The sequence below is a fragment of the Pseudomonas sp. A34-9 genome (genome assembly GCF_029543085.1).
Classification (GTDB): Bacteria; Pseudomonadota; Gammaproteobacteria; order Pseudomonadales; family Pseudomonadaceae; genus Aquipseudomonas.
Genome location: NZ_CP119967.1, coordinates 1,383,255 through 1,396,110, shown reverse-complemented (window position 1 = coordinate 1,396,110; position 12,856 = coordinate 1,383,255). Strand labels below are relative to the sequence as shown.

The window sequence follows — 12,856 nt, the reverse complement described above, 5'->3', positions numbered from 1 at the left end:
TCAGCTCCGAATCAGACCCGCCGCCGGAAACGAGCCGTATGGCAGTGGATTGTTTTCGCCAAAACGCAGCTTGCAGCTGCTCAGGCGTCCACCGCACTTGTCCTTGGCCGCGTCGCTGACGATCACATCATTGGCATCCGCCACAGGGCCGCCGTTGTAGCCGCAGTACGGACCGCGATATCCGCCACAACTGAGCCACCAGCAGACATTGGCAACGATTTGCCGACGCGGCAGTTGTACGCCGTTGAAGTCCAGTGCACTGGCGAGTTCGAACTTCACCACTTCGTTGTCTTCACTGACTTTGCGTTCGATGTACCAGACATCTGGCGGCAGTTCTTCTTCGGGATCGGCTTCAGGCTGACCATCGAGGTACTTGCCCAACGTGCGATGACGGATCAACCGCGCCCCGACCAGATCATCGAAATACAACATCAGAGCAGTGATGAAACCACCGACGTTACCAACCGAAAGCGATGGAGTCGGTTGTGTGCCCTGCCCGGTCATTTCAAAGCCTTCGGCCTGAATGGGCCAGGGTGAATACTCGAGGCCTTGCCAGAAAATCGAGGCTTGCTGTGGATAGCCGTGGAAGCGATATAACTCGGCTCCGAGGCTGGTGGCATCGAGCTCAAACAGCTCGACCCAGGCACCCGGTTCCAGCGCCTGGATATCTGCAGTAATGGACATTTAAATCTCCGGGCAAAGAAAACCCCGCGCAAGGCAGGGTGGTTTTTTGGCGTCAGGCGTATCCCGATTTACGGGTGAAATGCCTGCTCGAAGGTGGCTACCAAGGTATAGAGACCTGCTCCCATCGGAGTCGGTTGATAACCTTTGCAGCGATAGAGGGCCGGCTCGCTCAACGGTGCCGTCCAGTAAAAAGGCGCGGCTCCGGCGTGACGATCAAGAAACTGCACAATGGATTTGATCCGCACCTCGTCACCGACGAAGGTCAGCGGCCAGGATTGTGTTTTGTTGTTGATGCCGTCTTCGGCCACTTGTTGGTAGCCATCGCCAAACTTCGCCGACTTGAGGCGAAACTCGACATTGCCTACAGGCTCTACTTTTGGAAGCCAGCTGAACGTTTCCGTGCTCATGTTTTCTCCGGGCGTGAGTGGTTGCAGCCGCTGATCTTCAGCGGCCGTTGATGGCGGACCAGATCTGCCCACCCGGTTTAAGGTCACGAGCAATCTGTTCGGCGGCACCCAGTTTGGCGGCACCAGCGTAGGCCTTGGCGACGGTTTGCGAGTTCATGTCGCCTGCTACGCTCCCCCCCGTACTGTCACCCACATTGATTGTTTGCTGGATGACTACCTGATGGTTGCTGTGACCGCCCAATGCGCCACCCTGCACCTGCACGCCGAGGGAGCCATCGGAACCTCGACTGAGCGGCATGATTGCTTCTGCTCCGGCTTCGCCGAACATGGCCATCGGCGCCAGGATCGGCCCCGTGGCAACGCCGTTTGTAAAGGCCCCCCCCTTGGCGAATCCGGTGTATCTGAAATCCGAACCAAGCGATAAAGCCGGGTTGAAGATGGTGGTGTCCGCCCCTACTCTGGCGGTCGTCACCCCAGGTGCGCTACCACCACCAAACAGCGACGTCGCCGCCGTTCCGACCAGACCGAACAACGAACTCAGACCTTTGGACATCGCTGTTTGAGCGGCCAGCTTGGCCATGTCTCCAAGCACCGATTTGGCAAAATCGGAAAACGAAAACTTGCCTGTCAGCGCAAATGTCGACACCGCATCGCCCATGGTGTTGAACGCGTTGGTAAACACTGCCTTGGATTTGGCTGCAACATTGTTGGAGCTGGTCAGGTAATCATCCCAGGCCGAAGTGGCCCCATTGATCCAATTGCCCTGAGCTTCGGTCATCGACTCATAGTTGCTTTGAACCTGAAGAGTCATTGAGTCGTGATCGGACTTCAACGCCGCCAGTCGAGTGCCGTAGTCGGCACTGTCTTGAGGCGCAACACCTCCAGACACAGGAGTATCCAGCGCTTTTCGCGAGACTGCATATTTCTGGTCGATTTCACTCAACGCTTTCGCACGCTCACCTTCCCGTGAGCCCATTCCAACGAGTGCGGCAGCCAATGAGCCATCGCGCCGCAACTTGTCGAAGTCGTTTGAATAGTTGACTTGCTTACTGGCTTGCTCCTGAACATCGACATAAGTAGCGATATTGGCTTGGGCAATCGAGCTGGCTGACGTATGCAACGTCACGCCGATTTTCTTTGCTGCGTCCTCGATCTGCTTTTGCATCTGGCGCAGCTTTTGTTCAGTGATACGTGACGCCTGAGTCCAGGCTTGTTCAAGGCCGTCCAGGTTCGGCGTCAAACCCGCTGAGGAAGTAACTGCCATGTGCATTTCTCCGGGCTATAAAAAAACCCGCCGAAACGGGTCATGTAGTTGTCTGCCTATCGCCATTGCTCAATCGCGCGTTCAAGGGAGAGCCCCCGACGCTGCTCATGGGGCATGAAGTCCAGCAGTTCTGCGAGGCCACCGCCCAGCCGGTGAGTCTGTAGCGCGACCATCGCACTACCCGCCTCCAGCCGCCTACCGGTATGAAGCGAACCATATCGATCGATATAGCGACCCCACGCCAGGGCTTCATGGTAGGTCATGCGCTCCTTGGCTTCGACAATCGTCCGGCCGCCGATTCCGTTAAGCACCAACTCGTGCCAGAACTCATCGGCGGCAGTCAGTTTTTTGCTGCGTGACCACCCGTGCCATTCACCTCATTGACTGCATTTAGCATCAGAAAGCCCAGGGCGGGCTCAAGACTGTAGGCATCGTCGTAGGAGAGCGCTTCCGTGCCCTCGGCCCCCAAAGACACCGAAGCGGCGATGTAGCTCGCATTTCGGCTCTGCTCGTTTTCGCCTTGAGCAAACAGCCGCTCGATGACGCCAAACGACTGTCGGCGAATATGCAAAGTGAAGGTATCCGTTACTTCCTTGCCCGATTTGCTGTCCAGATGCGTCCAGCTCACATCTTTGCGGACGAGCTGAGCATCGACGATGCCGCCCTTGGCTTTAAGTTGTTTGAGGTTCATGACGTCTCTCAGGCTTTCTTGATCCAGGCGGAACCGCCGGTGCGTTGAATCGTGACAGTGGTCGTGACCACAGCATTCAGCGCGAAATTGAATGGGAAGTCCGACACATAACCGTCGAACGAAAACCAGGTACGGGTCGTTGGTAGCTCAAAGTCATTGCCTTGAGTATTCACGGTGGGCACTACACCCTTGCCATCAGACCAACCCACCACCCATTTGATACCGGTGTCGCCATCGGTTTCGGAGAGTTTATGCAGGCGAATGTGACTGGCATTGGTAGGATCGGCGTTGAGGCCCAGACTGGCGGTACCAGGGGTACGCAGACCTTTTTTATAGGTGCGCGCCTCAGCATCGAGACTGGTGTCCTCAATCTGTTCCGCTGGAGCACCACCCGGATCAAAAGACGTGGCGTGTTCAATTTCCAGAACAGTGTGAGGACCGGTACCGGTAGTTGGCGGCACCAAGGCGAAAATTTGCGTACCTTGGGTGAGGATCGACATATAACGTTCTCCAATGAACATAAAAAACCCGCAAAGGCGGGGTGGGTTGTGTTGCTTGGTTTGGGGACGACCTGAAAGACACGAGGTGGATCAGGGCGCAGGCGTACCATCAAGGTAGGGAGGCGCATTCGGATCTGGCTCCCGACTCTTGATCAGATCCACCAGAGCCTGATTGCTCTGCGCCAATAATCGGATAGAAGCATTCAGCGCTGCCTGGCCGTCAGTCTGAACTTGCAGCGCCGCGACCAGCCTGTTGATTGCGGCCAGATCTTCGTCATTCATCGTCAATAGTTCTCTTCGAGAGGATCATTTATCGGTGGGGGAATCGCGCGACGGTACTTCGCAGACACCAATGCGCTTGGCAGCCCAACGTTCATAGAGGCCGATAGCTACGTCAGCACCTGCCATCGCTGTCAGGCAACCGAATGCGCCGGCCGCCCAGATCGAAAGTCCTGCGGCATACAGCAGCATGATTGCCGACACGCCGCAGATCATGCAGGCGCCGGAGCGCAGGGCCAGGCGTCGCAGCAATGACCAGCCGCGTGCGCCCTCCTTGTCGGCGCGCCACATTTCGCCGGACACCCCGCCCACTACGGCGAGGAGGATGACCAGCCAGATCGGCATGTCCGCCAACGCTTGTTGCTCGCTTGTCATGTCACGCCTCCTGGGAGTGCGGATGAATAAAAGAAGTGTGAGAAGCCAACCAACGCAGCTCCCCGGTTTTGGGCGCTACAGGCGTTCAACAATGACGTTATCGATAAAGGCAAAGTTGGCGTTCGGGTTTTGCTCGTTGAGAAACGCGAGCGTTGTCTGCGCTGTGATTGCGGTGAATTCGTAAGTGATCGTGCTCCACTCCACGGCAACACCTTTAGCCGTCGGCGTATTGAACGTCGACGTTTGCCCGGCCACTTTGACCTGGATGACACCGTCACCGGAGCGGCTGGCAAACCGCGAATTGCCTGCGCTGAAGGTAAGTCGGTACTTCGCACCGATGGTCGTGGCGAAGTTCTGTTGAATCCCGCCGCCATTGCCATAAACATAATTGGCCAGATCCACGATCATCACGCCGTCGGCTGCGACGGAGCCACCAATTGCATTTGGCATGTTGAAGTACTCGGCACCGGACAGAAAGGTCGTCCAACCGGTGATTGCATTGGTTTTGGCGGGGGTGTCCAGAATGCAGCCACCACCGCAGGTCGACTGTTCAAAACTGCCGTTGACCAACAGGTTGGCCGCCAGCACATTCGTGCCTGCACCGAGCAACATTGCGCTGGCCAGGAACGGAGCAAGATATTTCTTAAACATATTCGGGTTTCTCTTCCGTGAAAGGATTGATGGGTAATGCCTCAGGGCTTATTGCGAACAAGGCAGGCATTCCAAAAAGCCCGGCGCTTGCACCCCGGGCTTTTCAGTAATGCGCTCCTTCGCCTTCCTTCAAATCCTGTGTTCAAGAAGGAAGCTGACTGTTCGGCGCTACTGGCGCGGTACGAGTCCATTCAAATTGTTTTTCCGACCGCGGTCCCTGCCCGCCGGATAACTGCTTCTGGTGCTTTACGCTGCACACCCGGGTCAGTTGCCAACCCTCTGAACCGTTGAGGCCGGTTCATCGCTGCCTGTTCTTGTGGAACTAAAGAGCTTTCTTGCCAGCCGCTTTGTCGAGCGGCTTGGTGGCAAGAATATGCATGTATGCATATCCAGTCAATGCGTAAATGCATTTATTTATGCGCGAGAAATGCGCGAATGCATGGAAGGCCCGCAGTTCAAGGGTTTGGCGGTTTCATCAAGGCGAAAAAAAACCCGCCAATGGACGGGTTTTTCTGAAGAGGGTCGGATTAGCGGGCGTACATGCCCCACCAGAAGACATGACCGAGGATGACAATCTGTTCTTCCTGGATTTCCTGGAAGCTGTAGTCCTCGTCCGGATGCTCATCGCGATTGAAGCTGCGTAGACGAATGCCGGTAGGCAAGCGATAGAGCTGCTTCACGCGCAATTGGCCATTGTGATTGATCGCGTACAGGTCGCCATCAATGATGTCGCCGATACCACACTTGCCGGCGTTGACGCCGACGGTGGCGCCATCACGCAGCACCGGCAACATGCTGTTGCCACGTACAGTGACACATTTGGCCTGGTCGAACTGCACACCGTTATGGCGCAGGCTACGCTTGCCGAAGCGCAGGCTAGAGCGTTCGCTCTCTTCGATGACGAATCTTCCTGATCCTGCTGCCAATTCAACCTCGCGAAGGAACGGCACCGACACTTCGTCATCATCGACAGGCGTATCGTCGTCCCACAGCATTATGTCCTTGAGTTCCGCGTGTACATCATCACGCACGGCACCGGCCGACGGTGCGACATCCGCGCGCCCGCGCAATTGATCGGTGCTCACGGCGAAGTACTCGGCGATCTTCGAGATGTGTTTATCCGAAGGATCGACGATCTTCCCGCTGAGAATCCGCGAGAGAGTGGATTGAGGCACGCCGGTGCGACGGTGGAGCTCCGTGGGGGAGATCCCGTGCTGGTCGAGCAGTGCTCTTAAGACGGAGGCTACGTTGCGTTTTTGCATAACGCGCATAGTGCTTGAAGTTATTCGCGAAGACAAATGCTGATTTGCATAAATCATGCATAAACACACTTTTCGATGAAGAAACCCGTCACCCGGCTGCGATGCCTGCGTCCGGCAGACTGCCCATGGTAACCTTGCGCCCATCGCGGAAAAGCCCGGCTGATGCCCCGCTTTTGCCCTACATCTTTTAACGAGTTGCCTGACAATCCGATGAATAAAGCCGTCTCCGACCTGTCCTCCCACACCCCGATTGTGCTGGAGTACTTTGGTCGTTATGCCCCAACCCCGAGTGTTTGTTAAGGATTAGCGCATTTCACCATTACATGCGCAAACGCATGCTTGGCATTGAATGGCATGAAATGGCGTACGGTTTGCCCCATTTTTGCCCCATCCCAAAAGGCCTATGGCCGGACCTTTCGAAGTGGCAAATGTGCAATGTGCGAACCGGTGTCGCTCGCCTTGGATTAGGATCATGCAGAATGATGGGCAGATTCAGCCACGCATCGACTTCAAGGACGAACACCATGCCAGATCTCTCGGATTTCAATATCGTCACAGCAGATGCTCTGACGTTGCTCCTGCATAACCAGCATGCTCTCGGTGCGGCAATCGAAGAAATCACCCATTGGATCTCAGGGACTGGCGCAGACACTGTTGCCGATAACGCCGTTGCGGCCTTGGAAACGCTTGATCGAAATGCGCAAGCGATCAGTGACGCGATCATGCGACTTAGGCAGTTTAGTGCGCCTCGATAGATAGGACGCCGATTACGTTCAATCGCGTCGGGCGTATTGACCTGGTCTTGGGCCTTAAATGCGTCAACGGAGATCCCTTCAAGGATGGCCCGCCAAGACCTGCCTATTGGAGCAATTGCCGCTACTGCTTGTTTGTATAGGGATTCGAACCCTTCTGTCGTCGCTATAGGCCGCTTAAGGCCATCAAAAATAAGCCCTTCCGCTCGACCTCTCGACGTCCTGCGGTCTATTGCGGCTCTAGAACTGCCCTAAATTTGCCCTAAATATCATTGTGAACACTCTGCTCCCGCTGTTGGATCTGACAACGGCCGAAGCTGACGTTTCACTGCATCCGCTTATGGCCGTTTGTGTTGAATTAGAGGTGGGTCAGTTTTACGCTGACACGTGAGTCAACTCGGTGTTGGCGTGAAACAAGGGTTGAGCTCAACTAGAAGCATTCAAGACCCTTCGCCGAACAGCGGTGGGCGTGAAACCGAAGCGGTGCCGAAAGCGCACGGCAAACTGAGAAGGCGTCTGATAGCCTACATCTAGCGCAACTTGACTCACTGGCAGAGCAGTTGATTGCAATAGCTTCAAAGCGAACGACATGCGCGCATCGACCAGAATTTCGGTCAAAGTTGTGCCTTCATCGGCCAGTTTCCGGCGCAGTGTGGCTTCGCTCATTGCAAACTCCGATGCGATATCTGGCGCGCTCCACTCGCGTGCCAAGTCCTGGCCGACAAGACGCCGGATCTTGACGGAGAGAGTCAGTGTTCGAGTTTGCTCGAACCGCCCACCGCTCATGCCAATCCACAGCAGCAACTCGCAAATTCGGTGGCGAGCGATGTCCAGTGGAATGGTGGCGTCCTCGACCGCCTGCAACGCCCGCTGGTACGCCGTCGAAAACTCTGCCGAACTGTATGTTATCGGCATCGCATGGCGGATCACGGTTTGCTGCGGATGCATTTGAGAATACGCAGCGATCAACGTACTGTCCCAGACAAGCCAGCGGGCGCAGTAGCTTCCATCTTCGGGCAGCCGGTTGCTGATATCGACAGACTGACCACCAGCGATGGCAATCGCCTCGCCAGAGCGGATAAGGCATTCTCCGCTCGACCAACGTAGTGCCTTAATGCCCTGCTCAACTACGATCAACACGGGTTGCTCGACGAACAGCCGTTTGAACTCCAATTCTTGCTGCTGGACGATTCGGGCAGTGATGCCCACGCCTTGGCGAATGGCGATGCGTGGCTCCATTGACGATTCTTCCAATTACTTGAGGTTAGGGTCCAACGTGCCAAGATAGGCCGAGATGCCGATCATGTCGGCGTCGGTGAGATTTTCGACCGCAGGCTTCATTTGCGGTGCTTGTGCACCGTGCCGGTCGCCACTCTTGTATGCCTGCAACTGCCGCAATACATAGTCTGGTGAAAGACCAGCCAGCCTTGGCACCTCAGCAGTGCCATTGAGTTGCGCGCCATGACATGCCATGCAGGGAATAGTGCGCCCACTGCCTTCGCTCACCAGCGTCTTCCCCAAGGCGATGCTGCCACGCGGCACATAAGCTACAAAACCTGCATTGGGGTCGCGCATCTCGACCCGCTCTGGAAATTCAGGTACTTCAATCAACCTACCGTTGATCGGTTCCACCCCTCCGTTAGGTACTACCTGGCGCATACGAAGGCTCGGATGGATGGCCGTTTTCGGCACCGTGTCAGCTTCTTCCACGCGGGAGGAACGCACGGGCTTGAGCGATGAAAAATAGGCGCTCACTTCCTGCATGTGCTGCTCGCTCATGGCGGAGGCCATCACGTGCATAGGACTGGGCTCGAAGCGGGTACGGCTCTTGTACTCAGCCAATTGCCGCACCAGATAACTCTGTGGCAAGCCGGCCAGATTGCCCGATTCGGGGTGCCCCAAGCCCGAAGTCAAATGGCAAGAGGCGCAAGCCTGAACCTTGCCACCATCACCGTGGCTCACCAGTTTTGGCATCGATGGATGTTCATCGGGAAACCAGTCAGGCGCGGCGTAGGAGTTGTCGATCTCCACTTGGGTATATTGGCGCGTACTGCCGGGAACTTGTTTTCTCTCGGTACTGAGCATCGCACCAGTCGCTTGCTGCTTGGTTAAACCGGCCGTCGGTTGGGGGCCGCCTTTGATAGTGAGGGTTGCCTTGCCCAGACCAGTATCCAAAGTCATGAAGCCAAGCATGGCGGGCGTAACGTGCGGGGGCAGATCGAGCTTCTCCACCTTCAGGGCATGCACGGTGATAACGTAGTTGTGCGTTTGACCCGCTGGCGGACAGAGGCCAGCATAGCCAGGCATACCGTTGTCACCACGCACTGCCAAAGCGCCTTGAGGCATTATTCCGCCCTCGCTACCCGCACCTTCTTTTAGTTCCGTGACGCGGGCTGGAATATTGGCCACTACCCAGTGCCACCATAGTGCGTCAGGGTCATACATCGTCACGACGAAGCTCTTCGTACCTTCTGGCGCATCTTGCCAAGCGACATGAGGGGACAGATTATCCCCAGTGCAACCCATCGCGTTCGCATACTGCGCCAATGGAAAACTGCCATTAACCTGGCTTTTGCTAACGACTTTGAAATCGGCGGCTTGTGCTGTTGCCATCCACAATGCGGCCATCGGTACGATCAGAGACTTAAGATTCATGTGAATATCCTGTTTGAACATTAGCGATGTCACATTCTCATTTTGAAATGACGTGGAAACTATTTTCACTCGCTCATGAATTGTTGCCAAACGTTCAATGTAGTCCCATCGACTGTTGAATTTTCATAGCGAGTGAGCGAGTTGTCTTAACGTGCTTTATTTTCAATTTTCTGTGGTGCTGCCCAAAAATAGATACGATGAAGAAAAGCGAGAACTGAAGCTAGGACTGAGCACGCGGACAAGAGCATCGACGACCGTGGTTGTCATGCGCCCCCTCCAATTCCCGCACGGTTTTCTCGATCACCATACTGAAAGCTTTTCTCAACGTCCAGGCGCCGCCATGATTTCGTGCATCTCAGACAACGGCCTGGGCCTGCTTGCAGTTAAGAAGGAGTTTCGCTCATGGGCAAGCTGTTGTTTGATATTTTTCGTGTACCCCGGAACGGTCATTCCTGACCGATTACAGCCGGCCATAAGTCCACCCAACCCTTCGTCGCTATCCAAAGAGGTGCATAGCCTGTCAATTACTACCGCGCCCGAACCAGTACTCCCTCCGCGAATAATAATAATAAGAAGTGAGGCATCCCTTAAGCGTCGATTCAAGACAATGCTTATTGCTTATTAATCTAAAAAGCCCAACGGCCAACCTGGCTCACCGATTTTCAGAAGCTATCCTTCTTTTTCTGAATGATTGAACAATACTTTAGTACGCCTTCAGATCGACTCTCCTGCTTGGCAATCCGAGCTAGAGCATTGCTGAACGATTTGGTGTTCTGATATGGGTTTAGTTAGCAATGGAGATTGATTATGTCAGAGGAAGAGTACTTCGAGGAATCCAGACCCAACAAGTCGATAATCAAAGTTACAGAGAGAGTACCCGGCGGCGGTCTCTATACGGAGGAAGCCAGGCAGCGGCGAATCGACTATTTATTCGAGAGAACAGGAATCACACTGACTGAAGTGGCGCGAATGGGGTTCAGTGCCGATCAGGTCCGTAACAATTGTGAGTCTTTGGTGGGATCGGTCGAAATTCCACTTGGCGTGGCCGGTCCGTTGATAGTTAACGGCCAGAATGCACGCGGTCTTTACTATGCACCACTGGCGACGTCCGAAGGCGCGCTGATCGCCTCGATTGCCAGAGGTGCGAAGGTTATCTCCATGGCCGGTGGTGTCAACGCGGCCTTCCTTGGAAAACGAATGATTCGAGCACCTCTGTTCGAATTCAAGACGATGACAGAGGCGCTGCTGTTCACGCGCATCGTCAAAGAGAGTTTCGTTGAGTTGAAATCGTTGGCGGAAAGTTCTTCGCGACATGCCGTGTTGTGCAGCATTGAGCCACAGGTGAGTGGGAGAACTGTACACGTACAGTTTGTCTACGAAACAGGCGATGCCGCCGGCCAGAACATGACTACCACTTGCACCTGGAACGCCGTGCAATGGTTACAAAAAAAAATTGCCGAAAAACACGATATCCATCCAACCGCGTATGTGATTGAAGCCAATTTTTCGAGTGACAAGAAGGTAACTTATCAGTCTTACATTCAAGGTCGTGGTAGTCGTGTAGTTGCAGACTGCCTGCTACCTTCATCGATGGTGCGCCGGTTCCTCAAAGTCACGTCACCTCAGCTGGCCCGTGGATATCGACACCTCGCTTCCGGCGCTTTATCGGCAGGAATGGTGGGTATGAACATAAACGTGGCAAATGCGGTGGCCGCGATCTTCACGGCAACCGGTCAAGATATCGCCAGTGTTCACGAATCATCTATAGGTCAGTTATTTGTCGAACTGAATGAAGATGACTCTATCTATGCCGCGCTGATCCTGCCCAGCCTGCTCATAGGCACCGTTGGGGGGGGGACTGGATTGCCGCAGCAACATGAATGCCTACAGTTGATGGGGTGTGCAGGTCCAGGAAAGTCGGCGGCCTTTGCCGAAGTCATCGCCGGTTTCTGCCTAGCCTTGGAGCTGTCAACACTTTCAGCCCTTGCAGCGGACGAATTTGCCAACGCGCATGAGCGTCTTGGTAGAAACCGACCACGAACCTGAGTATGGTCTCATACTGACGGTGCAAGCCCGATGGCCAGATACGCACGCCATGCCTTGCCAATCTTCTCAAGGTGATCTGCCATCAGCTCACTGTTGCAATCGCCCAACCACAGACGAATGGTTGCCCAATCCTTGCAAATGCCGTCTGTAGCTTTGGCATCTTGCGCAAGGTCTCTCTGCATCCCTACATGGGTGCCCCCTGTCAGGTGCATGGGGAGACCTTGAGGTGCGTTCCAGTGAAGTAGCTTCCATTCAAAAGGAACGCGCCGAACAAATAGTACTGCATTAGGGAGAGCCGACCGAAGCGTTCGAGTGGTTCAAGGTTGACCGGGCTGTGGGGTGGACGGCGTTAGTAATTAAAAGAGCCCTCCAAAAGAGGACGGTTCCCAGTTCACGATCACCAACTCGCCACTCACCTCGGCCTTGCCTTGCCGCTGGTTGGTGTTGCTGTAGCGAATGTCCAGTGTCTCAAAGTGGAAGCCCTCGAACACACGGCGGATGTCCGGGTGGTCGTTGATGCTGACCATTACTTTGCCTTTGCAGCGGCGCATGAAGTCGGCCATCCGCTCGTAGTTCTCGAACGGAAAGTCCACGCCATACCCGGCGGTCTGCCAGTAAGGGGGATCCATGTAATGGAAGGTATGGGCGCGGTCGTAGCGTTCAGCGCATTCAAGCCAGGGGAGGTTTTCGACGTAGGTGCCGGACAGGCGCTGCCACGCAGCTGAAAGGTTTTCCTCGATGCGCAGCAGGTTGATGGCCGGGGCAGTCGTCGCCGTACCGAACGTCTGGCCCGAGACCTTGCCGGCGAAGGCGTGGTGCTGCAAGTAGAAGAATCGGGCGGCGCGCTGGATGTCGGTGAGGGTTTCGGGGCGGGTCATTTTCTGCCATTCGAACACCTGCCGTGAGCTGAGCGCCCATTTGAATTGGCGCACGAACTCTTCGAGGTGGTTCTGCACGACGCGGTAAAGCGTGACCAGGTCGCCGTTGATGTCGTTGAGGACTTCGACGGGCGATGGCTGGGGCTTCATGAAGTAAAGCGCGGCACCGCCGGCAAAGACTTCAACGTAGCATTCGTGTGGCGGAAAAAGCGGAATCAGGCGGTCGGCAAGGCGGCGTTTGCCGCCCATCCAAGGGATGATGGGTGTAGACATTGAGAGCAAGACCTTTACTGTATGGATAAACAGATGCTAGGCTCGCCGCGCTTCGTGCACGGAGCAAGAGCCTTGGCTGGACTTGCAGGGACCATCTGCAGGGACGGCGGCTGATCCGGATGTTGACGCATCCGGACCG

15 protein-coding genes and 1 pseudogene are annotated in these 12,856 nt (G+C 55.3%); 3 read left to right on the top strand and 13 right to left on the bottom strand.

Features of this window, described 5'->3' with window-relative positions:
- The 10 genes from P3G59_RS06075 to P3G59_RS06030 all read right to left on the bottom strand — a co-directional run bounded on the left by P3G59_RS06075 (position 1) and on the right by P3G59_RS06030 (position 6,113).
- Entirely contained in the window at positions 1–684 is a 684-nt protein-coding gene (locus tag P3G59_RS06075; protein ID WP_277760843.1) for a phage minor tail protein L, read from the bottom strand.
- Positions 685–752: 68 nt separating this feature from the next.
- Positions 753–1,091 carry a phage tail protein gene (locus P3G59_RS06070; protein WP_277760842.1) on the bottom strand — a complete coding sequence of 113 codons (339 nt, stop codon included), beginning with the start codon at positions 1,089–1,091 and terminating at the stop codon, positions 753–755.
- A gap of 37 nt (positions 1,092–1,128) precedes the next feature.
- Positions 1,129–2,355, bottom strand: a complete 1,227-nt coding sequence (locus P3G59_RS06065; protein WP_277760841.1) for a phage tail tape measure protein — start codon at positions 2,353–2,355, stop codon at positions 1,129–1,131.
- Between the two features lie 56 nt (positions 2,356–2,411).
- Positions 2,412–2,666 carry a hypothetical protein gene (locus tag P3G59_RS06060; protein WP_277760840.1) on the bottom strand — a complete coding sequence of 85 codons (255 nt, stop codon included), beginning with the start codon at positions 2,664–2,666 and terminating at the stop codon, positions 2,412–2,414.
- A 29-nt stretch (positions 2,667–2,695) separates the two neighbouring features.
- The gene (locus P3G59_RS06055; protein WP_186622071.1) at positions 2,696–3,046 is read right to left on the bottom strand and encodes a phage tail assembly chaperone family protein, TAC; all 351 of its coding nucleotides are present in this window, start codon (positions 3,044–3,046) and stop codon (positions 2,696–2,698) included.
- A gap of 8 nt (positions 3,047–3,054) precedes the next feature.
- Positions 3,055–3,546: a phage tail tube protein gene (locus P3G59_RS06050; protein ID WP_277760838.1), complete on the bottom strand. Its 492-nt coding sequence runs from the start codon at positions 3,544–3,546 to the stop codon at positions 3,055–3,057.
- Positions 3,547–3,636: 90 nt separating this feature from the next.
- A complete protein-coding gene (locus P3G59_RS06045; protein WP_277760837.1) occupies positions 3,637–3,828 on the bottom strand; it encodes a hypothetical protein in 192 nt (63 codons plus the stop codon).
- 24 nt (positions 3,829–3,852) lie between these two features.
- Positions 3,853–4,200 (bottom strand): phage holin family protein, encoded by a 348-nt coding sequence (locus P3G59_RS06040; protein WP_277760836.1) that lies wholly within the window; start codon positions 4,198–4,200, stop codon positions 3,853–3,855.
- Positions 4,201–4,275: 75 nt separating this feature from the next.
- The gene (locus P3G59_RS06035) at positions 4,276–4,851 is read right to left on the bottom strand and encodes a DUF642 domain-containing protein (RefSeq protein WP_277760835.1); all 576 of its coding nucleotides are present in this window, start codon (positions 4,849–4,851) and stop codon (positions 4,276–4,278) included.
- Positions 4,852–5,378: 527 nt separating this feature from the next.
- The gene (locus P3G59_RS06030) at positions 5,379–6,113 is read right to left on the bottom strand and encodes an XRE family transcriptional regulator (RefSeq protein ID WP_123374600.1); all 735 of its coding nucleotides are present in this window, start codon (positions 6,111–6,113) and stop codon (positions 5,379–5,381) included.
- A 524-nt stretch (positions 6,114–6,637) separates the two neighbouring features.
- On the opposite strand from P3G59_RS06030, the gene P3G59_RS06025 reads away from it, so the two are divergent.
- Positions 6,638–6,868: a hypothetical protein gene (locus P3G59_RS06025; RefSeq protein WP_277760834.1), complete on the top strand. Its 231-nt coding sequence runs from the start codon at positions 6,638–6,640 to the stop codon at positions 6,866–6,868.
- 423 nt (positions 6,869–7,291) lie between these two features.
- On the opposite strand, the gene P3G59_RS06020 is transcribed toward P3G59_RS06025, so the two are convergent.
- Together P3G59_RS06020 and P3G59_RS06015 are read right to left on the bottom strand one after the other, a co-directional pair.
- Positions 7,292–8,104 (bottom strand): AraC family transcriptional regulator, encoded by an 813-nt coding sequence (locus P3G59_RS06020; protein WP_277760833.1) that lies wholly within the window; start codon positions 8,102–8,104, stop codon positions 7,292–7,294.
- A 15-nt stretch (positions 8,105–8,119) separates the two neighbouring features.
- Positions 8,120–9,520, bottom strand: coding sequence for a YbhB/YbcL family Raf kinase inhibitor-like protein (locus P3G59_RS06015; RefSeq protein ID WP_277760832.1), 1,401 nt, complete (start codon positions 9,518–9,520; stop codon positions 8,120–8,122).
- Positions 9,521–10,327: 807 nt separating this feature from the next.
- Here P3G59_RS06015 and P3G59_RS06010 point away from each other — a divergent pair.
- The gene (locus P3G59_RS06010; protein ID WP_277760831.1) at positions 10,328–11,566 is read left to right on the top strand and encodes a hydroxymethylglutaryl-CoA reductase; all 1,239 of its coding nucleotides are present in this window, start codon (positions 10,328–10,330) and stop codon (positions 11,564–11,566) included.
- A gap of 256 nt (positions 11,567–11,822) precedes the next feature.
- Positions 11,823–11,906: pseudogene (locus tag P3G59_RS29450) on the top strand (DUF159 family protein); the annotation flags it as partial.
- 16 nt (positions 11,907–11,922) lie between these two features.
- Here P3G59_RS29450 and P3G59_RS06005 read toward each other — a convergent pair.
- Entirely contained in the window at positions 11,923–12,717 is a 795-nt protein-coding gene (locus P3G59_RS06005) for a DNA adenine methylase (RefSeq protein ID WP_277760830.1), read from the bottom strand.
- Between the last annotated feature and the right edge of the window lie 139 nt (positions 12,718–12,856).

What these genes read in the sequence shown, in the direction of transcription:
- P3G59_RS06005 (WP_277760830.1), bottom strand. Translation starts at nt 12,717, where the DNA reads ATGTCTACACCCATCATCCCTTGGATGGGCGGCAAACGCCGCCTTGCC.
- P3G59_RS06035 (WP_277760835.1), bottom strand. Translation starts at nt 4,851, where the DNA reads ATGTTTAAGAAATATCTTGCTCCGTTCCTGGCCAGCGCAATGTTGCTC.
- P3G59_RS06050 (WP_277760838.1), bottom strand. Translation starts at nt 3,546, where the DNA reads ATGTCGATCCTCACCCAAGGTACGCAAATTTTCGCCTTGGTGCCGCCA.
- P3G59_RS06015 (WP_277760832.1), bottom strand. Translation starts at nt 9,520, where the DNA reads ATGAATCTTAAGTCTCTGATCGTACCGATGGCCGCATTGTGGATGGCA.
- P3G59_RS06040 (WP_277760836.1), bottom strand. Translation starts at nt 4,200, where the DNA reads ATGACAAGCGAGCAACAAGCGTTGGCGGACATGCCGATCTGGCTGGTC.
- P3G59_RS06030 (WP_123374600.1), bottom strand. Translation starts at nt 6,113, where the DNA reads ATGCAAAAACGCAACGTAGCCTCCGTCTTAAGAGCACTGCTCGACCAG.
- P3G59_RS06045 (WP_277760837.1), bottom strand. Translation starts at nt 3,828, where the DNA reads ATGAATGACGAAGATCTGGCCGCAATCAACAGGCTGGTCGCGGCGCTG.
- P3G59_RS06065 (WP_277760841.1), bottom strand. Translation starts at nt 2,355, where the DNA reads ATGGCAGTTACTTCCTCAGCGGGTTTGACGCCGAACCTGGACGGCCTT.
- P3G59_RS06075 (WP_277760843.1), bottom strand. Translation starts at nt 684, where the DNA reads ATGTCCATTACTGCAGATATCCAGGCGCTGGAACCGGGTGCCTGGGTC.
- P3G59_RS06020 (WP_277760833.1), bottom strand. Translation starts at nt 8,104, where the DNA reads ATGGAGCCACGCATCGCCATTCGCCAAGGCGTGGGCATCACTGCCCGA.
- P3G59_RS06070 (WP_277760842.1), bottom strand. Translation starts at nt 1,091, where the DNA reads ATGAGCACGGAAACGTTCAGCTGGCTTCCAAAAGTAGAGCCTGTAGGC.
- P3G59_RS06025 (WP_277760834.1), top strand. Translation starts at nt 6,638, where the DNA reads ATGCCAGATCTCTCGGATTTCAATATCGTCACAGCAGATGCTCTGACG.
- P3G59_RS06055 (WP_186622071.1), bottom strand. Translation starts at nt 3,046, where the DNA reads ATGAACCTCAAACAACTTAAAGCCAAGGGCGGCATCGTCGATGCTCAG.
- P3G59_RS06010 (WP_277760831.1), top strand. Translation starts at nt 10,328, where the DNA reads ATGTCAGAGGAAGAGTACTTCGAGGAATCCAGACCCAACAAGTCGATA.